The 19,227-nt window shown below is 62.1% G+C and carries 21 protein-coding genes; 9 read left to right on the top strand and 12 right to left on the bottom strand.

Features of this window, described 5'->3' with window-relative positions:
• Positions 1-147 precede the first annotated feature (147 nt).
• From SB822_RS24960 to phaC, 3 genes are all read left to right on the top strand, one after another.
• Entirely contained in the window at positions 148-1,149 is a 1,002-nt protein-coding gene (locus SB822_RS24960; RefSeq protein ID WP_007747448.1) for an AraC family transcriptional regulator, read from the top strand.
• A gap of 277 nt (positions 1,150-1,426) precedes the next feature.
• On the top strand, positions 1,427-1,897 hold the full coding sequence (locus SB822_RS24955) for a MaoC family dehydratase (RefSeq protein WP_035537291.1): 471 nt from the start codon (positions 1,427-1,429) through the stop codon (positions 1,895-1,897).
• A 15-nt stretch (positions 1,898-1,912) separates the two neighbouring features.
• Positions 1,913-3,655 (top strand): class I poly(R)-hydroxyalkanoic acid synthase, encoded by a 1,743-nt coding sequence (gene phaC / locus SB822_RS24950; protein WP_114222528.1) that lies wholly within the window; start codon positions 1,913-1,915, stop codon positions 3,653-3,655.
• Positions 3,656-3,811: 156 nt separating this feature from the next.
• On the opposite strand, the gene SB822_RS24945 is transcribed toward phaC, so the two are convergent.
• The 5 genes from SB822_RS24945 to SB822_RS24925 form a co-directional block, all read right to left on the bottom strand.
• Complete coding sequence (locus SB822_RS24945; protein ID WP_410855849.1) at positions 3,812-5,623, bottom strand: ABC transporter transmembrane domain-containing protein; 1,812 nt, start codon at positions 5,621-5,623, stop codon at positions 3,812-3,814.
• 93 nt (positions 5,624-5,716) lie between these two features.
• A complete protein-coding gene (locus SB822_RS24940) occupies positions 5,717-5,962 on the bottom strand; it encodes a hypothetical protein (protein WP_165904531.1) in 246 nt (81 codons plus the stop codon).
• Between the two features lie 31 nt (positions 5,963-5,993).
• On the bottom strand, positions 5,994-6,290 hold the full coding sequence (locus SB822_RS24935; RefSeq protein WP_094297582.1) for a 4Fe-4S dicluster domain-containing protein: 297 nt from the start codon (positions 6,288-6,290) through the stop codon (positions 5,994-5,996).
• Complete coding sequence (locus tag SB822_RS24930) at positions 6,287-6,601, bottom strand: hypothetical protein (protein WP_094297583.1); 315 nt, start codon at positions 6,599-6,601, stop codon at positions 6,287-6,289. The genes SB822_RS24935 and SB822_RS24930 overlap by 4 nt, the downstream gene beginning before the upstream one ends.
• 16 nt (positions 6,602-6,617) lie before the next feature.
• Positions 6,618-7,196 carry a sigma-70 family RNA polymerase sigma factor gene (locus SB822_RS24925; RefSeq protein WP_094297584.1) on the bottom strand — a complete coding sequence of 193 codons (579 nt, stop codon included), beginning with the start codon at positions 7,194-7,196 and terminating at the stop codon, positions 6,618-6,620.
• A 444-nt stretch (positions 7,197-7,640) separates the two neighbouring features.
• Here SB822_RS24925 and SB822_RS24920 point away from each other — a divergent pair, with 444 nt between their 5' ends.
• Entirely contained in the window at positions 7,641-9,146 is a 1,506-nt protein-coding gene (locus SB822_RS24920) for an HdeD family acid-resistance protein (protein WP_094297585.1), read from the top strand.
• A 74-nt stretch (positions 9,147-9,220) separates the two neighbouring features.
• Here the strand turns inward: SB822_RS24920 and SB822_RS24915 are convergent, their stop codons facing one another.
• Positions 9,221-10,060 (bottom strand): oxaloacetate decarboxylase, encoded by an 840-nt coding sequence (locus tag SB822_RS24915; protein WP_410855848.1) that lies wholly within the window; start codon positions 10,058-10,060, stop codon positions 9,221-9,223.
• A 120-nt stretch (positions 10,061-10,180) separates the two neighbouring features.
• Positions 10,181-10,606 carry an OsmC family protein gene (locus SB822_RS24910; protein ID WP_007747477.1) on the bottom strand — a complete coding sequence of 142 codons (426 nt, stop codon included), beginning with the start codon at positions 10,604-10,606 and terminating at the stop codon, positions 10,181-10,183.
• A 326-nt stretch (positions 10,607-10,932) separates the two neighbouring features.
• On the opposite strand from SB822_RS24910, the gene SB822_RS24905 reads away from it, so the two are divergent.
• Positions 10,933-11,226: a DUF4148 domain-containing protein gene (locus tag SB822_RS24905; RefSeq protein WP_039902427.1), complete on the top strand. Its 294-nt coding sequence runs from the start codon at positions 10,933-10,935 to the stop codon at positions 11,224-11,226.
• A 137-nt stretch (positions 11,227-11,363) separates the two neighbouring features.
• Here SB822_RS24905 and SB822_RS24900 read toward each other — a convergent pair whose 3' ends face one another.
• The 4 genes from SB822_RS24900 to SB822_RS24885 form a co-directional block, all read right to left on the bottom strand.
• Entirely contained in the window at positions 11,364-11,918 is a 555-nt protein-coding gene (locus tag SB822_RS24900; RefSeq protein ID WP_009770673.1) for a carboxymuconolactone decarboxylase family protein, read from the bottom strand.
• A gap of 32 nt (positions 11,919-11,950) precedes the next feature.
• Positions 11,951-13,288, bottom strand: coding sequence for an aspartate aminotransferase family protein (locus tag SB822_RS24895; RefSeq protein WP_094297588.1), 1,338 nt, complete (start codon positions 13,286-13,288; stop codon positions 11,951-11,953).
• Positions 13,289-13,322: 34 nt separating this feature from the next.
• A complete protein-coding gene (locus tag SB822_RS24890) occupies positions 13,323-14,363 on the bottom strand; it encodes a C45 family autoproteolytic acyltransferase/hydolase (RefSeq protein WP_410855847.1) in 1,041 nt (346 codons plus the stop codon).
• A 126-nt stretch (positions 14,364-14,489) separates the two neighbouring features.
• A complete protein-coding gene (locus SB822_RS24885; protein ID WP_009770670.1) occupies positions 14,490-15,350 on the bottom strand; it encodes a MurR/RpiR family transcriptional regulator in 861 nt (286 codons plus the stop codon).
• Between the two features lie 235 nt (positions 15,351-15,585).
• Here SB822_RS24885 and SB822_RS24880 point away from each other — a divergent pair, with 235 nt between their 5' ends.
• Together SB822_RS24880 and SB822_RS24875 are read left to right on the top strand one after the other, a co-directional pair.
• The gene (locus tag SB822_RS24880) at positions 15,586-16,119 is read left to right on the top strand and encodes a hypothetical protein (RefSeq protein ID WP_094297589.1); all 534 of its coding nucleotides are present in this window, start codon (positions 15,586-15,588) and stop codon (positions 16,117-16,119) included.
• Between the two features lie 353 nt (positions 16,120-16,472).
• Positions 16,473-16,709: a hypothetical protein gene (locus SB822_RS24875; protein WP_007747492.1), complete on the top strand. Its 237-nt coding sequence runs from the start codon at positions 16,473-16,475 to the stop codon at positions 16,707-16,709.
• Positions 16,710-16,796: 87 nt separating this feature from the next.
• On the opposite strand, the gene SB822_RS24870 is transcribed toward SB822_RS24875, so the two are convergent.
• Positions 16,797-17,180 carry a hypothetical protein gene (locus tag SB822_RS24870; RefSeq protein WP_410855846.1) on the bottom strand — a complete coding sequence of 128 codons (384 nt, stop codon included), beginning with the start codon at positions 17,178-17,180 and terminating at the stop codon, positions 16,797-16,799.
• Positions 17,181-17,377: 197 nt separating this feature from the next.
• Between SB822_RS24870 and SB822_RS24865 the strand changes: the two genes are divergently transcribed.
• Together SB822_RS24865 and SB822_RS24860 are read left to right on the top strand one after the other, a co-directional pair.
• Positions 17,378-18,124: a gamma-glutamylcyclotransferase gene (locus tag SB822_RS24865; protein WP_007747497.1), complete on the top strand. Its 747-nt coding sequence runs from the start codon at positions 17,378-17,380 to the stop codon at positions 18,122-18,124.
• A gap of 28 nt (positions 18,125-18,152) precedes the next feature.
• Positions 18,153-19,130: a LysR family transcriptional regulator gene (locus SB822_RS24860; RefSeq protein WP_410855845.1), complete on the top strand. Its 978-nt coding sequence runs from the start codon at positions 18,153-18,155 to the stop codon at positions 19,128-19,130.
• Positions 19,131-19,227: the final 97 nt, after the last annotated feature.

Here is a 19,227-nt window from a genome sequence, read left to right as displayed (position 1 = left end):
CAGAACCGATATCCGCACAGTACGGGAATCACGCGCTACACTTTTGTGATTGGGCGCCATTGTTTTAGCGTTGCATGCCACTCCGTGAAAACACCTAGCCTGTAGCAGGCGCGAGTTGGCGGCCCACACGTTCAAGCGGGAGTAGCGATGGAAACGATGCTGCGGTCGGTAGCGATGGGCGGCTATTTCGATGTGACACGGCGGCTCGGACTGAACCCGTTCGAGCTCGTGCAGCAGTTCGGGATCGATGCGGCAGCGCTCGCCAATCCCGACGATCGCGTGCCGGCCACCGCATGCTGCCGGCTCATCGAACTGACGGCCGATATGGCGTCTTGCCCGACCTTCGCCCTGCAAATGGCGGAAACCCGTCAGAAGTTCGGGACTGGCGTGGTCAATATCCTGCTCGCCCACAAACGCACATTGCGCGAGGTGCTGCTCGCCGCAGCCGAATACCGGCATCTGCTCAACGAAGCGCTGGCGGTCTACGTCGAGAACGCGGGCGACACGGTTACGATCAGGGAGGAACTCGTCGTCGAACCGGGCACCCCGACAAAGCAGGCGATCGAGCTGGCGGTCGCCGTGCTCGCACGCCATGCCAGCGCCCTGCTCGGCGACCACTGGAAGCCGCGCACTGTCCATTTCACTCACGCCGGACCTGCCGACCTGACGTTTCATCGACGGTTCTTCGGCTGTGCACTGCAGTTCGGAAGCGACTTCAACGGCTTCGTCTGTGCAGCGGCCGATCTCGACTACCCGAATCCTGCCGCTGATCCAGAACTGGTGCGATACGCCGAAAGCCTCGCCACGCCAATGAACGCGGCGAGCGCCGACTCGGCTGCGCTCGAAGTGCGCAAGGCGATTTATTTGCTGCTACCGCTCGAGCAAGCCACGGTCGAGCTGGTTTCGCGGCAGCTGGGTCTGAGCGTACGCACCATGCAGCGTCAGCTCGAATCGGCGGAGACCAGCTTCTCGACGCTGGTCGAGGAAGTCCGGCGCGAACTGGCCGTGCGCTATATGAGCAATCCACGCTATCCGATCGGCCGGGTCTCAGCACTGCTGGGCTACTCGCAACAGGGCTCGTTCACGAAGTGGTTCACGTCGCAATTTCGCATGACGCCGCGTGACTGGCGAAACAGCCGATTGAAATGACGATAGCGCCGAGCCGGTCATCACCGGCGTCGGTTTCCACACGGAGCATTGATCTCGACGCACTGGCGCACGCCAGTGCGCGACGATCCCGCTTTGCCGTGATGACCAGCATGGCCTGCTTTGTCACTGCAACGGCAGGTTTGGACACGGGCATCGACGGACCCTGACAGTACGATATCAGGCACGACAAACCGCTCGGACTAACCGAACGATGCAGCTCCATGACGTGCGAGACACGATGAAAGTGGGGACTGCACGCCGGCAACTGGAAAAACGCATGAACGAACTGAACGGTTACGACTACGAAGACCTGCAGCCTGGTATGAGCGCCAGCTTTGCCAAGACCATCACGGAGGCCGACATTCTGTTGTTCGCTGGTGCGTCGGGAGACATGAACGCGGTTCACATCAACGAGCAATTTGCGCAGACGACGCCCTTCAAGGGGCGCATCGCGCACGGGATGCTCACGGCGAGCATCATCTCCGCGACCATTGCCGGCCGGCTGCCGGGTCCGGGCACCGTCTATCTTGGGCAGAACCTTCGATTCAAAGCCCCCGTACGCCCAGGCGATACGGTGCACGCAGAAGTGACCATCAAGGAACTGATTCCGGAGAAACGCCGCGTGGTGATGTCGACGATCTGCACGGTCGGCGGCAAGGTCGTGATAGAAGGCGACGCGCTCGTCATGCCCACTTCGCGCGACGAGCTGAGCAAGACATCCACGGATCTTTCAGCGAATAAAAGGTAATGGTCGGGACTTGATATGAAGATGTTATTTAGCATGCCGGATGAGTTCGCTACAGGTTGGCTCGATGCCAGCTTCAATTTCTGGCGAGGACTGCCGCTAACCGACGGTCACGACATGACTGTATTGGACACCGACGGCAACGAGATCCATCCCGTCCCGTCCGGCGCGCGAAACATCACGATGCGTGCCAGCACCCGATACTGGCAACAGCAAGCAGGGCTTTGGAACAGCACCTTGATTCGCGTGCTCGGCGCAAAGCCGGGCGTGAATCCGGTAGTGGAGCCAACGCGTGGCGACCGGCGCTTTCATGCCGAAGAATGGTCCGGAAATGGCTGGTTTGGCTTTCTGAAGGAAAACTATCTGATCAACGCCCAGATGCTCGAAGACGTGACCGAGGCGAGCGCGTTGAATGAGAAGGAAAAACAGAAACTCCGTTTTTTCATGCGGCAGTTCATCGACCTGGCGAGTCCTTCGAATTTTGCTGCAACCAATCCCGAAGTGATCCGGCGTGCGCTCGAAACCAGCGGGAGCAGTCTGCTGGCGGGCCTCACGCATCTGCTGGAGGATATGAAGCAAGGCACCATTTCGATCACCGATCAGAGCGCGTTCGAAGTGGGCAACAGCGTCGCGGTGTCCGAAGGGTCGGTGGTATTCGAGAATGATCTGTTCCAGCTGATCCAGTACGCACCGCTCACGCCAACGGTCGCGCAGCGCCCGCTCGTGATCGTCCCGCCTTGCATCAACAAGTTCTACATTCTGGACCTGCAGCCTCAAAACTCCTTCGTGCGCTTTGCCAATGAACAGGGTCTCACCGTGTTCATGGTGTCCTGGCGCAATGTAGACGCACAGACGGCTCATACCAGTTGGGACGATTACCTAGAACATGGTGTGATGAAGGCCATCGAAGTGACGCGCGCCATCAGTCGCGCCGATAAGGTCAATGCATTGGGCTGGTGCGTCGGCGGCACGATGCTGTCGTCCGCACTCGCGGTGATGCGTGCCAATGGCGACGATTCGGTATCCAGTGTGACCTTGCTGACAGCGTTGCTCGACTTCAGCGAACCGGGCGACCTTGGCGTTTTCGTCGACGAAGCGGGTGTCTCGATGCGCGAGCAGACGATCGGTCGCGGTGGGCTGTATCCCGGACGTGAACTCGGCTTCACCTTTCAGACGCTCCGCGCGAACGATCTGATCTGGCCGTACGTCGTGAACAACTACCTGAAAGGCAAGACGCCGGCCGCATTCGATCTGCTGTACTGGAACGCGGACACCACGAATCTTCCCGGGCCGATGTATAGCTGGTATCTGCGTAACATGTATCTTGAGAACAATCTCCGCGTGCCCGGCAAGCTCACGATGTGCGGCACGCCCGTTGATCTCAAGCGCATCGATATGCCGGGCTATCTGCTTGCAACGCAGGAGGATCACATCGTTCCCTGGCAATCCGCGTGGCGCTCTACACAACTGTTGGGCGGTAAGGTCGAATTCGTGCTGGGCGCTAGCGGGCATATCGCTGGCGTCATCAATCCTGCTTCGAAGAACAAGCGCAGCTATTGGACGAGCGACGAGTCTGTCAGCAACGCCGGAGCATGGCTGGAGTCCGCCGAAGAACAGCCGGGTAGCTGGTGGAACCATTGGATCGTGTGGCTGAAGCAGCATGCAGGCGAGCAGGTGAAAGCGCGCACGCGGCTGGGCAATGCGAAACACCGGCCGATCGAACCGGCGCCTGGCCGATATGTGAAGGTGCGGGCGGACTAGTGTTGTCGCTCCCCGCCTACGGGGACGATTGCATGAAGTGGACGGGAGCATCGCTATCACACGCGTCCCGCAATGCTGCTGTACTTGCGGCGATCAGGATGGAGAACGGTTCGCGGCCGAGTGCAGCCGACAGCTGTACAAGTCCGCCTGACCGGTTCACTGAAATCCAACGTGAGCGCGCAAGATGTCACGCTCCACACTCTTCCCGTGCAGTTCGCCAAACTGCAGTGCCGCAAGCTGCGCATAAAGCGGCGAACTCTGCAGAAGCTCTGTGTGACGACCTTGCGCGACAATGCGGCCCTGGTCCAGAACAACGATGCGGTCCGCTTGCTGCACAGTAGCAAGACGATGCGCGATGACAAGCGTAGTGCGGTTCAACGCGGCGTTGTCCAGCGCCGTTTGCACGAGCCGTTCGCTCGCGGCATCGAGCGCGCTGGTCGCTTCGTCGAGCAGCAGAATGGGCGGGTTCTTGAGAATCGCGCGCGCGATCGCAAGGCGCTGACGCTGACCGCCCGACAGCCGCACACCGCGCTCCCCCAGGAACGTGTCATAACCTTGCGGCAGTTCCGCGATAAAGCCGGCGGCAGCCGCCATCTCGGCGGCGCGCTGCACCTGAACGAGCGTTGCGTCGGGCATCCCGTAGCGGATGTTATCGAGCACGCTGCCCGAAAAGATCACCGATTCCTGCAACACGACACCGATCGCCTTGCGCAATGAAGCGAGCGATACCTGATTCGTCGACACACCGTTGATCAGTATGTCGCCGGACTGCGGCTCGTAAAAGCGCAAGAGCAGTTGAAACAGTGTTGTCTTGCCCGCGCCAGACGGCCCGACCAGCGCGACATGCTCACCCGGACGCACATCGAGCGAGAAGCCGGAGAGCGCGGCGATGCCGGGACGCGACGGATAGGAGAAGCTGACGTCGTGAAAACGGATACCGTCTCCATGCGCGGGCAGCGGCACGGTCGTCCCGGCCTCCTCCACTGGCGAACGCGCCGCCAGCAGTTGCAGTAGCCGTTCCGTTGCGCCGGCAGCCCGCTGCAGATCGCCCCACACTTCGGCGACGGCTCCCACCGCACCCGCCGTGAAAACCGCATAAAGGATGAACTGCGACAGCTGGCCCGCTGTCATCTGTCCGGCGAGTACCGCCTGCGCGCCCAGCCAGAGCACGAACACGACGGCGGCGAAGACGAACACGATCACCACTGCCGTCAGCGACGCACGCGCGCGAATGCGTGTGAGCGCTGTGTCGAAGGCCAGTTCGACAGCGCTACCGAAGCGCTTCGCCTCGTAGGTCTCCTGCGTGTACGACTGCACAGTCGGCATTGCATTGAGCACTTCACCCGCCAGCGCGCTGGCGTTCGCGATCTTGTCCTGGCTTGCGCGCGAAAGCCGCCGCACGCGCCGCCCGAAGATCACGATGGGCGCGACCACTACGACCAGCGTCGCGATGATGTAACCGGATAGCACGGGGCTCGTCGTGATCAGCATCGCAATGCCGCCGACGGCCAGCAGCACATTGCGCAGTCCAAGCGACAGGCTCGTGCCAACCACGGTCTGGATCAGTGTCGTGTCGGTGGTGAGCCGCGACAGCACCTCGCCCGTCTGCGTGGTCTCGAAGAACTGCGGGCTCATCCGCATTACGTGGTCGTAGACGGCACGCCGCAAATCGGCCGTGACCCGTTCGCCGAGCCACGACACCCAATAGAAGCGCAGCGCCGTTGCGGCGGCGAGAATCAGCGAGACGATGAAGAGCGCGATGAAGTAGCGATCGATATGCGTGCGGTCGCCGCTCGCGAAGCCACGGTCGATCAGATACTTGAACGCGACGGGGAGCGCCAGCGTCGCGCCCGCCGACGTCAGGAGCGCCAGGAACGCGAGCGCCCAGCGCTTCGCATAAGGATGCAGGAACGGCAGCAGGGCAAAAAGCGGAGCGACACGTAGCGTGCGCGCGGCAGTATCGGGCATGGAGATTTCTGGGTGGATGGGCGACAGGTGGATTATGTCAGCCCGTCAATTGGAACGTTCGCGGCGCGGTTTGTCGTCGGTTCGTCTCTGTGGCTACAGCAGATTGTCGTCTTCCCTCGTCAGCGCGTCACCATAGCGTTTTCGTTCGAGGCGCGCGGCGGCTTCCAGCAGATGCACGCCGGCGGGCGTCAGCATCGGACGACGCCATCCACCAACGCGCGGCTCGATAGAGATGAGCCGGTAATCCAGCAGGGTATCGAGTTCGACACGCGTCGTGTCGATCTGATCGGGTGCGCTGCGCACGAGCATCAGCGTTGCCAGTTCATGTGGACTGAGCATGGTCATTTCAACCTTGATGTGGAACGGCTGTTCAGCGCATCCTGACGAGCGTGATGGCGTGCTCGGGACACGCCGACACACAATGCCCGCATGCGCGGCACGCGTCCGCACGCGGCGCGTAGGCGACCTTCATCCCATGCACGCGCAGCTTGAACCGTTGTAATGGGCGGAGTGTCTGGTAATCGGCTGCATCGATGCGGCGGATGTCGAATACGTTTTCAGGGCAAACAACCGCGCAATCCGCCTTACCTTCGCAGCGCGCGAAATCGACCTTTGGAACGATCACGCCGGGCGGCTGTTTGCAGGCCGAAGTGGCATTGCGTGTCATGTGCCCGCTCCCTCGTTCTGGCGCGAAGCCGACGTTGGGTCGTTGCGCAGCCGCTCACGCTCTTGCTCCGTCATCTGTTGCCAGTGACGCCATTGCCGGGCTTTGTAGCAGCCGCCATGTCCCCGGAATCCACCGAAAAGAATCCGGCAGAGCACGAGCAGACCGATCGCGCGCGGATAGTCGATCGCATGCGCATCGATGACGAGGGTCGGGATGATCCAGTTCCATAGCCTCATGACGATCCAGCCCAGCAACGCAATGATCAGCACGAGCAACAGCGCCTTGGCGAAAATTTTGCGGCGGAACTTCATTCCATTCTCCTTGGGTTCATATCTCGACGCCGTCGTAGGACGATCGCAGGCGCTCGCGCAGATGCAGGACCGCGTAGCGCTTGCGCGCGAGCAGCGTGTTGATGCCGACGCCCGTCGCGGCCGCCATCTCCTTGAAGCTGCGGCCGTCCAGTTCGTGAGCGATGAACACCTCACGCTGGTTCGCGGGCAACTCGTCGAGTGCGGCGCGCAGTGTGTCGAGCAGCGCCGCGCGTGCGTAAGCGGCCTCGGGTCCGGCGTCGGCCGAGGGCAGCGTCAGGTCCAGGCGGTATTCGTCGTCCGCATCTTCGGCATTGGCGGCATCGGGCAGCGGCGCTTCCTTCTTCTTGCGGAAGCGGTCGATGATCCGGTTTCTCGCGACGCGAAACAGCCACGCGCCGACCTGCTCAACGGGGTCCGGCAGCCGCCAGGCCTCGACGAGTTCTTCGAAAACGTCCTGAAGGATGTCGTCGGCTTCGTCCTGATCGATGACGCGGCGGCGGATGAAATTGCGCAGCCTCGGACGCTCGCGGGCGACCGCATCGGCGATTTCGCGGTCCTGCTCGGTCATCGTGCTCGGGGCGTTTGGCGGTTCCATACCCGTGATGACGATCCGCGAAGAAAAATATTGTGATGCGAGTGACTGACTCGCGAAATTTTGTCTAGCGAGCGCGCGTGAGCCCGCGTTGGGCTAGTCCATGCCTGAACGGAAGGCTTTCGCAAGCAAAGGCCGAGGGATTTCTGGAGGCGAGTCGCGGACATCGATTCGCTCCATGATGGGTCGGACAAGACGTCAATGTGACGTGCATGGCCGAACAGCAAGGCTCTGGACGGGGCGCAAACATTCACGGCCTATCGTCACACAAAACATCCAATGCAGCACTCAACCTGCATCCCGCCAACCGTTTCTCACATCTCACAGAATCGCACTATGATGCGTTGTGTTGCCCGTCACGCGGCATAGCCCAAGACGCCCGCGGCAAGCGCAGTCCAACTGGTGTCCCGGCCTGCATCAATCGGGAAATGCAGCAAGGATGAAATCATGGTCCGTCTCGCGATGATTCTTCTTGGTGTCGACTATCTCCGCGTCCGCTGGCGCGAACTGTTGATGGTCGGCTGCCTGAGTGTCGTGCTCGGTGTGACGATCTTCTGCGATGCGCTCGACGGCGCACTGTGGTTCCCAATCATGCCGTTTGCCGCCCTGCTGCTGCTCGAGGGCGTCGCGACGGCATGCGTCGCATGGACGGGCATGGGCGGCCAGCGCACCCTGCGCTACGTGAAAGGGATCACGTTCATTCTGTCCGCGGCCCTCGTGCTGGTCGGCGGGGAACACGGCAACTTTATTCTGTCGATGATCTTCGGCACGCTGTTTCTCGTGGACGGCGCATTGCAAATGATCGCGGCCAGAGTGGTCCGCTACCGGAAGTGGAAAATTGCAGCCGCAGGCGGCGGGCTGGAGGTTGCGATTGCAATCTTCTTCTATCAGCCCTACCCCGATCACTATGCGGGCACCGTTGCGTATTGCGTGGCATTCGGCTTGCTGTTTGGCGGCTGGAACATGATCCTGCTCGCCATGCGCGTACGGCGAATGGCGATCAACCCCGCCGTCGCCGATGAGCAACCCGCTGGGCACGCGACTGCAGCGGCGACGACCGCCACGACGGATACGCCAGCAGGACAAAAGCGCCCGCTACCGGACTCATTCGACGGTCCGCCCGAACCGCACGAGCATGTGCTGACCGTGCACGTCTGGACGCCCGTTGGAACAGTAAAAGCCGAAGCGCGGCGGCAGCCGATCGTCGACCGCTACATCGCCGCCGTCGACAGGAACGGCTCGATCTCGACGGGGCACGCCGCGCTCGAAACGGCCGAAGGCATCTATATCAGCCTGTACCCGGCGGTTGAAATCGAGCGGTCGCCGGAGGAATTTTCGCGGATCCTGCGCGCGACACGCGACAACGACGTGCCCGGTCTGTTCCAGCCGGACTACGCGACGGAATCGGCAGCATGGTGTCCGTCGACGCGGCAAATCCGCATCCGTAACTACGATCCGGAGCGTCTCGCACGATTCTGGGCCGAGTATCGTCGCGATACGACCTACAACCTCACGTACCGCAATTGTTCTAGCACGGTCGCGAAAGCGCTGGAGGCGGCGATCGAGGGCGCATCGGTGCGTGCGTGGGGAAAGCGCAGCGGCTGGAAGCCGTTCCTGCGCGTGGCGACCACGCCCGAACTCTGGGTCGCGGCACAGGTCAGAAAGCGCTCGGCGACGATGGCATGGACGCCCGGACTCACGCTCGACTATGCACGCGCGCTCAGCATGCTGGCCGACCCGCGCCCCTCCGGATGGGTGAAGATGGCACGCCTCGCGCTACAGACGATGTACGCATCGCGCCAACGCTGGCGCGCGGAAAAAGCGGCCGCGTCGAATATCTATGACACGGACGCCGCCGACGGCCAGGACCCGGGTTCGGAAGGCAGGTTGGAGCCGCCCTGGCAGCCGGTCACCGATCAGCATTACCCGGCCAAACGCCCTGACGCTTCGTAACGCAGGTCCATGCTGTTCGCGCGAATCGCCGTCCAACCCTGTTACGCATCGATAACGCCACGCGCAACGCTGCGTTAATCGTGCTTGCGCACGGCTGCGAACAGATCGGTGACCTCCTTCATCGTCGCCGCTTCGTTCGTGTACGTGAACGTGCCGCGCCCGAGCATCTCATTGGCGGCGCGCAGCAACGCGCCCAGCGCCGCTCGCGCAAGCGCCCCGCCGACGCTGATCCGCTTCACGCCCATCTGCGCGAGATCGTCGACGGAAAACGGCATGCCCGCCATACCCATCAGCACGTTGACGGGCCGGTCGACGGAACTGACGACGGCGGCAATATCCTCGCGCGTTTTCAGGCCCGGCGCGTAGAGCACGTCGGCGCCCGCTTCCTGGAAAGCCTGGAGACGGCGGATCGTATCCGCGAGATCGGCGCGGCCGTTCAGATAGTTCTCTGCGCGCGCCGTCAGCGTAAACGGAAACGGCAGCGAACGGGCCGCTTCCACGGCGGCGCGCACGCGCTCGACGGCGAGTTCATGTGCGTAGATGGGATCGCCGGCGCGGCCCGTCGCGTCCTCGATCGAGCCGCCGACGACACCCGCCGCAGCCGCCTGGCGAATCGTCTCGGCCGCTTCTTCCGGCGCGTCGCCGAAGCCGTTTTCGAGGTCCGCGCTGACAGGCAGATCCGTCGACGGCGCGAGTTCGGCGAGATGCCGGATCATCTGGTCGCGGCCGACGGCGTTGTCCGGCAAGCCCAGCGTGAAAGCGTAGCCGGCGCTCGTGGTCGCCAGCGCCTTGAAGCCGAGCGCTTCGAGCAGGCGCGCGGAGCCGATATCCCACGGATTGGGAATGATGAACGGCACGCTGGCCTCGTGAAGCGCGCGAAACGCCCGCGCCTTGTCTGCTTGTGTTGTTGTCATGGCGGCTCCAACGGTCGCACAAGTGGATGCGGAATGTTCGGGATGTGCGGAATGGGAAGTTTTGCCCAGCCTGTCTCATGACCGGGCAAAAGCAAAAGATGCGCAATATGCGCCGCTCGCTCAGGTTTCGAGCTTCGCGTCCATCGTGATCGTTGCGTTCAACACCTTCGAGATCGGGCAACCGGCCTTGGCGTCGGCCGTGGCCTTGTCGAACGCGGCCTTGTCGCCGCCTGGAATCTTCACCACGACGTCCAGATGCGAGGCCGTCACCGCGAAGCCGCCGCCGTCCTTGTCGAGCGTGACCGTGGCCGTGGTCGCGATGCGCTCCGGTTTGATGTTCGCCTTGCCGAGTTCCGCCGACAACGCCATCGAAAAGCATCCCGCATGCGCCGCCGCGATCAGTTCTTCGGGGTTCGTGCCGATGCCGTTTTCGAAGCGCGTCGCGAACGAATACTGCGTGTCCTTGAGCACGCCGCTATCGGTGGAGATCGAGCCCTTGCCGTCTTGCAGACCGCCCTGCCAGATTGCTGATGCTTTGCGCTTCATTAGTCGCTCCTGTGTCGCGTTCGCGCTGCCGCGTTCCCAACCACGATGCCGGCCGCGACGGTCCCGCCCGAAATCACGCGGCGTCGGCATCGGTCACGCGTGCTGCGCCAAACCCGTGGGCCGTGGGCGTGGACCGAAGCTTCATCATAGGCGGATATCGGTGGCACTGCCGTGAAGCAGCGCGCATGACCATTATTTCATCCACCGCAAGAATCTTTATCCAATCTGCCGCTTTTTTCATCACCCTGTCGGAAATACACTCTGGTCAACGGTTCGGACATCGGTGTTCAAACCGAACCGATCAACAAATGTTCTCGGAGGTCATCATGAAATCGCTTCTTTCCGCAGTGGTCGTCGCATCCGCTCTGATCGTTCCCGCCGCCGCGTTCGCGCAGCAAGCCAATGGCCCCGTGACGCGCGCGCAAGTCCAGGCTGAACTGGTCGCCGCGCAGCAAAACGGCTCGCTGGACCAGAACGACGTGGCGTATCCGCCCGCCAAGCCGCAATTGGGCGCAACGTCGGGAGCGACGGAAGTCGGCGGCGTCTCGGCTGGCTCGTCGCAATCGGGCAAGCGTCCGAGCGTCGAACAGCGCATCTTCTCGACGTTCCGCGGCAACTAAGTATTTTTTGCCGTGACGTGACGCGGCGCGTGTGATTCAAGGTTCACGCGCCGCCGTCGAACGAACGAAGGCCCCGGCTGACTCATGAAGTCAGCCGGGGCCTTTGCTTTTGTCGCGCTGGATTGCGCCGAACCCGCTTACTCGGTGAACGGCAGCGAGTCCTGCCCCTGTGCGCGCATACCGAACACGTTCAGCGTCATCGCGACCAGCGCGTAATAGCCGAGCAGCGCGACCAGATTGATCGCGACCTCGTGACTGAAGCGTTCGACCGTCTTCGCGTAGGTCGCGTCGGACACGCGCTTCGCGTCGTACAGTTCCGTCGCGAATGCGTAGATGAGCGCATCGTCGGCGTCGGCGAACGAAGGCGTCTGGCCCAGGCGGATCGCTTCGGCGTCTTCGGCGCGCACGCCGGCGTCGATGGCGATCGGATAGTGGATGAACCACTCGGCCTGCGCCTGCCAGCGCGAGGCCGTGACGAGAATCGCCAGTTCCGACAGGCGCAGCGGCAAGCCCGTCTTGTAGCGGCAGAATGCGCCGAGGCGCTGGGCGTGCTGCGCGAGTTCGGGGCTATGAATCCAGCCGAGAAACGGCCCGTTCAGATTGCCGCGCGGTCCCGACAGGATTTCGTCGAGCACGGCTTTCTGGTCGGGTGTCGCGTGGCTGGCGTCGAAAGGAGGCAAGCGGTTGGTCATGAATAGCTCTTCGTGCAGGGTTTGTGGTTCGATCAGGCCGCGCCCGATGCTGCGAGCGCGCCTTCGATCGCATCTGTCAAGCGGCTGACGATCTGTTCGATATCGCGCGGCGTGCAGATGAACGGTGGCGCGAGCAGCACATGATCGCCGATCTTGCCGTCGACCGTGCCGCCCATCGGGTACACCATCAGACCACGCTGGAACGCCTCACGCTTGATCGCGGCATGCAGCTTCAGTTTCGCATCGAACGGCGTTTTCGTCGCGTGGTCCTGCACCAGTTCCACGCCGACGAAGAGGCCGCGTCCCCGCACATCGCCGATGTACGGATGCTGCGCATAGTGTTCGCGCAGCAGGGAACGCAGTTGCTCGCCACGCGCTTTCACGTTGTCGAGCAGATGTTCATCGGCGATCACGCGCTGCACTTCGAGCGCGGCGGCGCAGGCCGTCGCGTGGCCGATATAGGTGTGGCCGTGCTGGAAGAACCCGGAGCCGCCCGTGATCGCCTGGTAGATTTTGTCGCTCACGAGCGTCGCGCCGATCGGCTGATAACCCGCGCCGAGGCCCTTTGCGATGGTCAGCAGATCAGGCGTGATGCCGTCCTCTTCGCATGCGAACAAGTGGCCCGTGCGGCCCATGCCCGACATGATTTCATCGAGAATTAGCAACACGCCATAGCGGTCGCACACCGCGCGAATCTTGCGGAAATACTCGCGCACGGGCGGCACCGCACCCGCTGTCGCGCCGACCACCGTCTCCGCGACGAACGCGGCGACCGTGTCGGAACCGAGTTCGAGAACCTTCTGCTCCAACTCGTCGGCGAGGCGCTGCGCGAACTGTTCTTCCGTCTCGTCCGCGCGCTGCTCGCGATACGCATAGCACGGGCTCACGTGATGCGCGTCGATCAGCAGCGGCAGGAAAGGCTCGCGCCGCCACGCATTACCGCCGATCGCGAGCGCGCCCAGCGTGTTGCCGTGATAGCTCTGACGCCTCGCGATGATATGCCGCCGCTGCGGCTGCCCCACTTCGACGAAATATTGACGCGCGAGCTTCAACGCGGCTTCGATCGCCTCCGATCCGCCCGACACGAAATACACATGGGCGAGACCTTGCGGCGCGCGTTCGACGAGATAGCTGGCGAGTTCCTCGGCGGGCTGCGTCGTGAAGAACGACGTGTGCGCGTACGGCAGTTCCTGCACCTGACGCTTGATCGCATCGATCACGCGCTGGTTGCTGTGGCCGAGGCACGAGACGGCCGCGCCGCCCGATGCATCGATATAACGCTTGCCCGTTGAATCGACGATCTCGATGCCCTCGCCTTTGACGGCCACGGGCAAGGTCTGCTTCGGCATGCGGTGGAATACGGTAGTCATGCGCTTTCCTTGAGTGAGCGGAAGCCAGCGACGTTCAGGCCGCCGTGCGTGCAATGAAGGTTTCGAAAACGACGGCGCGTTGCGCGTGAACACGCAATGCGACACCGTCGTCGTGGAGTTGGAACAGCGCCGTCGCGAGCGTGTTTTCGTCGTCGGGATCGCGTGGGTCGTCGCGGTAGATGGGCAGACCGGTGGCCGCCTTGTCATGCAGCATGTCGACGAGCGCGTCGCCGTCGATCTGCGCGCCGCGCTGTTCGAGCAGCACGCCGACGCGCGCCTGACGATCGCATGACGAATCGGTGACGATCTGCGCCTCGGCTTCGCAGCCAGCATGAATCATGTGATTGGCGTGGCCCGCAATCCGCTCGACGGGTTCGACCGAACAGCGCATTGCCGTGGCCTCGACGCCGAACACGCGGCGATCGCCCGCTGCTGCGAGCGTGTGATGAAAGCCGCTCGCGCGCGGCGTGTCGTGCAGAAACTGCACGGCCTGGTCGAGCGTCGATTGATCGAGCACCGCACGCGCCAGGATCATGCGCGGCACGCCCGTCACGGGCTGACGGATGCGCAGATTGTTGATCGCCTGCGCGAGACCCGCGCGATTCGCCGCGAACGTGTGGCCCGGCAGCGAGCCGGGGTAATAGAAGCTGATGAAGCCGGGCTTGCCCTTCGGCTGGATGTCGACGAGCAAACCCTTGCCAAGCAGGAACGGATCGCCGTCTTCGTTGTGCGCGATCAGCGTGTCGCCGCTGCGCACGGCCGCGAAAGTCGTGCAGCCGTCGGGCGTGTTGTGCACCAGTTCGCCGCGGCAGTTCCACAGGAAAATGTCGTCCGCCCGCCAGCCGAGACCCGCCGCGATGCCATCTAACTCGGCTAGCTGATCCGGACAGTGCGCGCGCGCCGCGTCACGCAGATGTTGCACGAACGCGTGGCCGCGCCACGCCTGCACGTCGCGCCACGCCGCGCTCTGCTGCATGTACGGATCGAACGCCGGCCGCGCCAGTTCGCCAAGCTGACGGCCGATTTCAAACGGCTCGCCCGCTATCCGATGCAACTCCCAACTCTGCTTCGACACACGACACCTCGAACATCAATCAACACGCGATGCACATTTATAGTTCATTACAACATATGTTGTCAATGACGGCGCAATGCGCCCGTCTGTTGCGATGAACCTTGCCGTGAGCGTTGCGGGCGCCGGTCAGGGCACGTAGGCGCCCTTCGCGTGCAGCGACTGCTCGGCGAGTTCGAGCTGCTGGACGGCGTCTGTGCCTTCGAGCGCGAGCAGATGCGCGACCAGCGATTCCGCAATCGCCGTCGCCGCCACTAGCGACGGAAAGAACGACGGGCTTTCGTGCGAGAAGATCAGCACCTTGTCGGCGTTCAGCGCGATGGGCGACACGGCGCTGTCGGTGATCGCGATCAGCTTGCTGCCCTTTTCCAGCGCGGCTTCGGCGACGCGCGCCGCCTCGACGGAATATGGCGCGAAGCTGACGACGACGGTCGCGCTGTCGCGTTCGATTCCGCGCAACTGCATTTCGAGCGTGCCGGCTTCGCCTGACAGCAGCGAGACGGACGAGCGAAACAGCCGGTATCCATAGACGAAACCGAACGCGACGGGAAAGCACGACCGGAACCCGGCGACATGCACGTGCGGCGCGCGCCGCAGCAGCTTGGCCGCTTCGACGGTGACGCGCGCGTTGTGCGCGGCCGTGACTTCGAGATTGTGCTGTTGCGCGACGAGCAGATCGTGCGCGAGCGCGTCTTTCGCGTGACCCTTGACGAGCGAGCGGGCGCGGCTCGTCAGCGGCTCGGGCCGGGTGCGCACCCGTGCGACGAACAGATCGCGCAATTCGTTCCAGCCCGGAAAGCCCAGTTGCTGCGACAGCCGCACGAGCGACGCGGGTTGCACCTGCGCGCGCTCGGCGACCTTGCGCATCGACGAGACGGCGACCTCATCGGGATGATCGAGCAGAAACGCCGCGCCCATCTGGAACTGCGGACTGAGTTCGGAGAAGCGTCCACGGATCAGGGCGGCGAGCTGGTCGAAGGTGTCGGGCATACGGTGTACCGGGGGATGAGGATGACAACAAATGTTATCACCGGGTATGGAGGGGGGCCAATGAGGAGTGGCGTGGTGGGCCTGCTGAAGAATCATGATGTTTTGTTCGCTTGCCAACACTTCGAAACACGCAATCACCCTGATTGACCTAACGTAATGCAGTAGCACTCGTCGACGATTTGAAAGCAGATAAATCATCCCGCGTCGCAATTGCGCCCATAACAAGGAGTGAACCGTGGTTACTGGACCTATCGTCAAGGCACCCGTAGATACCCCCGTCCGCTTTGCTCACGAAGACATCCTCGTCGACGGAGCAATCGGCTTTACGTCGACACCGGCTGGTCCGATGTTCAACCCTGCCGCGGACAAGTCGGCAATCAAAGTTCCGACTCTCGTCCGTGTCCGCAGCGCAGACGGAGTACCTGTTGAAGGCCTGATTGCGCGAAATTTCTCGGCCGCTTTCTGGGGCAATGGAGAGCTGGAAACAATAAAGGTTTTGACTTGTGACCCGATGCACACCAAGAAGGGGCCAACATCGGAGGCGGGAATCAGCCTTTTGGGGATGTACTCGCTCTATCTGAAAATGCCCGAACTCTGGTGGTGGCAAACGCCCGACAACAAACGAAACATCACCAACCTGGTTTTCATCCTGAACGTTTCGATTCTCGACACGAGAGGATCAATCATCGTGAGCAAAACAGGCCAGGTCTTTCTGACCACGCCGTGCCTGCATATGCCTCGCGTCTATCGTGAAGAAGACGATGCGTAGTTCGCGTGAACGCAATGGCCTTCAAATCCCGCTCGACATGCGTGCGCTTACGACCAGCACTCGAAATCCCACATTGCAAAATCATTGCCCGTGTCACAAAACCGCATGCTGCATGGCATCGTGAAAGCGATGCACATGGGGAAAACTCGTTTCGCTTTGTGAAATTAAATTCGCATCAATTTGATTTTTAAACGTTTTTTATCCGTTCGACGCACCACATTCCTACCTCGCGGCGATCTCCTGATTCGGTACTCTCTTATACAAGAGGTGGATACTCGACGACGACCAGCCGACCGATCGGCGAGCCGGTGCGACCCGCCCAGTGTTTTTTTCATACCGCTGGAGAAAATCAAATGTTGCACGTTTATGTCGAACCCGTACCGAAGGGCCGATGGGGGCCGATCGATGGATACACCGTCGAATTCAAGGACGGCACCAAAGTGACCCCGGAGATCTACCGTTCAGAAATGCTCGCTGTCGGCGAGATCAAGTTGCGCGGCTATGTACCGCTGCTCGCGAAGGTCCGCATCACCGACAAGGCCGTCACCGAGCACTGGCAAACGGCCGGGCAACCGCTGCCGCAAGGCTGACACCGACCCACCGCGCACATTCGCTGCGCGTAACGCGTGCTTCGCGGCCGTCATCGTGCGAAGCACGCGCCCACCCCGCATGGAACATCACATTCCATCTCGCTGGCGCAACAGCGCTGCTTTGCATGCTTCGCGGATAAGCAGGTATCGGTCCGCGCGTCGGTCGATGTGAATATGATCGGTAAAGGTAGCCTGCATTCCGGCCGGGTCGACGAGGCACGAGTGGCACTCGGCGAGACGCATCGCAAGCGGTAGTGCCCTGCTCGACAGCATGACCCGGCGCGTGACATCGACCGCGCTCGAATCGGGCATGTGCCAACGTCGCATTGTGTCGACCGCCTGCAACGGCGACAGCCACCATCGTGTTTCGGCATAGACGAGCAGATGCAGCGCGACTATCAACGTAAGCAAAGTGACCTGAGCTTCCACTTCGCTGTCGAATGCGGCTTGAGTCATGGGTGCGTTGCTCATCTTTCGCTCCCCACGAATCGATGAACAGCGCGGAGCATGAAACAGGCCTGACGTCGCGGCAGGTATTACAGTGGAGTCTTCCTCACGTCGCAGCTTCAGTAAAAGCCCGATTGTCGCCCCTGCGTCGCCAAAGCGTTTCCGCAGCAACGGTTTATCCGACGCGCTGCCGTCGTCATACTCGTGCCCATTCTCGGGAGATGTCGCCGATCACCGCGTCACGTCCCGATGTGACGCAATCTCCACGGGCGACGAAGATGGTGACCAGACAGATCATTGACTCAGGCGCATACCTGCAACACTTCGAATCGTTGCCGGACCTCTGGACGCTCGAACAGATCGCCGCATCGCTCGAAGCAACGCTGCGGGACAAGCCAGCCGACGCCGGCTCGATATGGGTATTCGCCTATGGCTCGCTCATCTGGAACCCGATGATCGAGTTCGACAAGCGGATGGTCGCGACGCTGCACGGCTGGCAACGCAGCTTCTGCCTGCAGATGACAGCGGGCCGCGCAAGCCCGGACAACCCAGGCAGGATGCTCGCGCTTCGTCCCGGCGGGCACACCCGGGGCATCGCGTTTCAACTACGCGCCGCGACATCGAACGACGAGCTGCGGCTCATCTGGATACGGGAGATGGTGCTCGGGTCGTACCGGCCCACCTGGGCACCCATCACGCTCGAAGACGGCAGGCAAACGCACGCCATTGCTTTCGTCGCGGACGAATCCCGCGAGCAGTTCCAGCACGATTCGTCCGTGCCTACCGTCGCCCCGCTGATCGGGTGCGCGACGGGCACGTTCGGCACCAATGCCGAGTATCTGTTCAAGCTTCACGCGGCGCTTGCGGAATGCGGCGTGAACGATCCTTATGTCGAAGCGATTGTCCACGCAATCGAACGTCCTTCGCACGACTCGCGCGCCGTCCCAGTCTGCCGTGGCGAGCATTGAAAGACGCCTCGACACGAAGCACGCAATCATGGACAAACTTCAGGCGATGCAGGTCTTTACGCGGGTCGTGGACTGCAACAGCTTTTCCGGCGCGGCCGACGCGCTGCAGATGACACGTTCGTCGGTGACGACGATCGTCCAGAATCTGGAGGCATACCTCAAGGTGCGCCTGCTGAACCGCACCACGCGACGCATCAGCCTGACGCCCGACGGCGCGGCCTACTACGAGCGATGCGCGCGCATTCTTGCCGAAGTCGAAGACTCCGAAACCTCGCTTTCGACTGCGGCCCTGCCACGCGGAAAACTAAAAGTAGACATGCCCGGCTCGATAAGCCGGCTCGTCGTCGTGCCCGCGCTCGACGACTTCCACGCGCGCTATCCTGACATCGATCTGATGCTCGGCGTCAACGACAAACCCGTCGACCTCGTGCAGGAAGGCGTCGATTGCGCGATACGCATGGGGCATCTGCCCGACTCGACGCTGGTCGCGCGGCGTATCGGCACATCGGAGTTCGTCACTGTCGCCAGCCCGGACTATCTGTCGCGATTCGGAGAGCCGAAGTCGCTGGCTGAGCTCGACGCTCACGTCGCAGTCAACTATTTCTCGCGCCGCAACGGACGAATCATCGAGATGAACTTCATCGTCGACGGCGAGCCGGTGGAAGTCCGCATGCACTCGAAACTCGCCGCCAATGATGGAGACGCCTACCTTCAATGCGGACTGCAGGGGCTCGGGCTGATCCAGGTGCCTCAATTTTTCGCTTCGCGCCATCTGCAAACTGGTGCGCTGATCGAAGTGCTGGGCCAATGGCGCCGCGCGCCCCTGCCTGTGTGGGCGGTTTATCCGCACAACCGGCATTTGTCGCCACAGGTCAGAGCGTTTGTCGAGTGGGTGTCCGAGCGGTTCGAAGGTTGTCATCTGCTACGTAAAAGCCTATCCGTAGCAATGAGCCACGACCATCAAGGCATCGCACGATCCCAGGAAACGGACCTCGTGCATTCATAGCCGGTTCGCGGACGACTGCGTCGAACGCACGCAACATTGTCGCCCCACAAGCTACAAAGAAACCACTCCCGCCCGCTTTATCCGCCAGATCGCACAG

The organism is Paraburkholderia sp. SIMBA_054 (genome assembly GCF_046534875.1).
Taxonomy (GTDB): Bacteria; Pseudomonadota; Gammaproteobacteria; order Burkholderiales; family Burkholderiaceae; genus Paraburkholderia; species Paraburkholderia hospita.
Note: the sequence above shows the minus strand (reverse complement) of the source record. Positions and strands in the feature narration are given on the sequence as shown.

What these genes read in the sequence shown, in the direction of transcription:
- SB822_RS24960 (WP_007747448.1), top strand. Translation starts at nt 148, where the DNA reads ATGGAAACGATGCTGCGGTCGGTAGCGATGGGCGGCTATTTCGATGTG.
- SB822_RS24955 (WP_035537291.1), top strand. Translation starts at nt 1,427, where the DNA reads ATGAACGAACTGAACGGTTACGACTACGAAGACCTGCAGCCTGGTATG.
- phaC (WP_114222528.1), top strand. Translation starts at nt 1,913, where the DNA reads ATGAAGATGTTATTTAGCATGCCGGATGAGTTCGCTACAGGTTGGCTC.
- SB822_RS24945 (WP_410855849.1), bottom strand. Translation starts at nt 5,623, where the DNA reads ATGCCCGATACTGCCGCGCGCACGCTACGTGTCGCTCCGCTTTTTGCC.
- SB822_RS24940 (WP_165904531.1), bottom strand. Translation starts at nt 5,962, where the DNA reads ATGCTCAGTCCACATGAACTGGCAACGCTGATGCTCGTGCGCAGCGCA.
- SB822_RS24935 (WP_094297582.1), bottom strand. Translation starts at nt 6,290, where the DNA reads ATGACACGCAATGCCACTTCGGCCTGCAAACAGCCGCCCGGCGTGATC.
- SB822_RS24930 (WP_094297583.1), bottom strand. Translation starts at nt 6,601, where the DNA reads ATGAAGTTCCGCCGCAAAATTTTCGCCAAGGCGCTGTTGCTCGTGCTG.
- SB822_RS24925 (WP_094297584.1), bottom strand. Translation starts at nt 7,196, where the DNA reads ATGGAACCGCCAAACGCCCCGAGCACGATGACCGAGCAGGACCGCGAA.
- SB822_RS24920 (WP_094297585.1), top strand. Translation starts at nt 7,641, where the DNA reads ATGGTCCGTCTCGCGATGATTCTTCTTGGTGTCGACTATCTCCGCGTC.
- SB822_RS24915 (WP_410855848.1), bottom strand. Translation starts at nt 10,060, where the DNA reads ATGACAACAACACAAGCAGACAAGGCGCGGGCGTTTCGCGCGCTTCAC.
- SB822_RS24910 (WP_007747477.1), bottom strand. Translation starts at nt 10,606, where the DNA reads ATGAAGCGCAAAGCATCAGCAATCTGGCAGGGCGGTCTGCAAGACGGC.
- SB822_RS24905 (WP_039902427.1), top strand. Translation starts at nt 10,933, where the DNA reads ATGAAATCGCTTCTTTCCGCAGTGGTCGTCGCATCCGCTCTGATCGTT.
- SB822_RS24900 (WP_009770673.1), bottom strand. Translation starts at nt 11,918, where the DNA reads ATGACCAACCGCTTGCCTCCTTTCGACGCCAGCCACGCGACACCCGAC.
- SB822_RS24895 (WP_094297588.1), bottom strand. Translation starts at nt 13,288, where the DNA reads ATGACTACCGTATTCCACCGCATGCCGAAGCAGACCTTGCCCGTGGCC.
- SB822_RS24885 (WP_009770670.1), bottom strand. Translation starts at nt 15,350, where the DNA reads ATGCCCGACACCTTCGACCAGCTCGCCGCCCTGATCCGTGGACGCTTC.
- SB822_RS24875 (WP_007747492.1), top strand. Translation starts at nt 16,473, where the DNA reads ATGTTGCACGTTTATGTCGAACCCGTACCGAAGGGCCGATGGGGGCCG.
- SB822_RS24870 (WP_410855846.1), bottom strand. Translation starts at nt 17,180, where the DNA reads ATGAGCAACGCACCCATGACTCAAGCCGCATTCGACAGCGAAGTGGAA.
- SB822_RS24865 (WP_007747497.1), top strand. Translation starts at nt 17,378, where the DNA reads ATGTCGCCGATCACCGCGTCACGTCCCGATGTGACGCAATCTCCACGG.
- SB822_RS24860 (WP_410855845.1), top strand. Translation starts at nt 18,153, where the DNA reads ATGGACAAACTTCAGGCGATGCAGGTCTTTACGCGGGTCGTGGACTGC.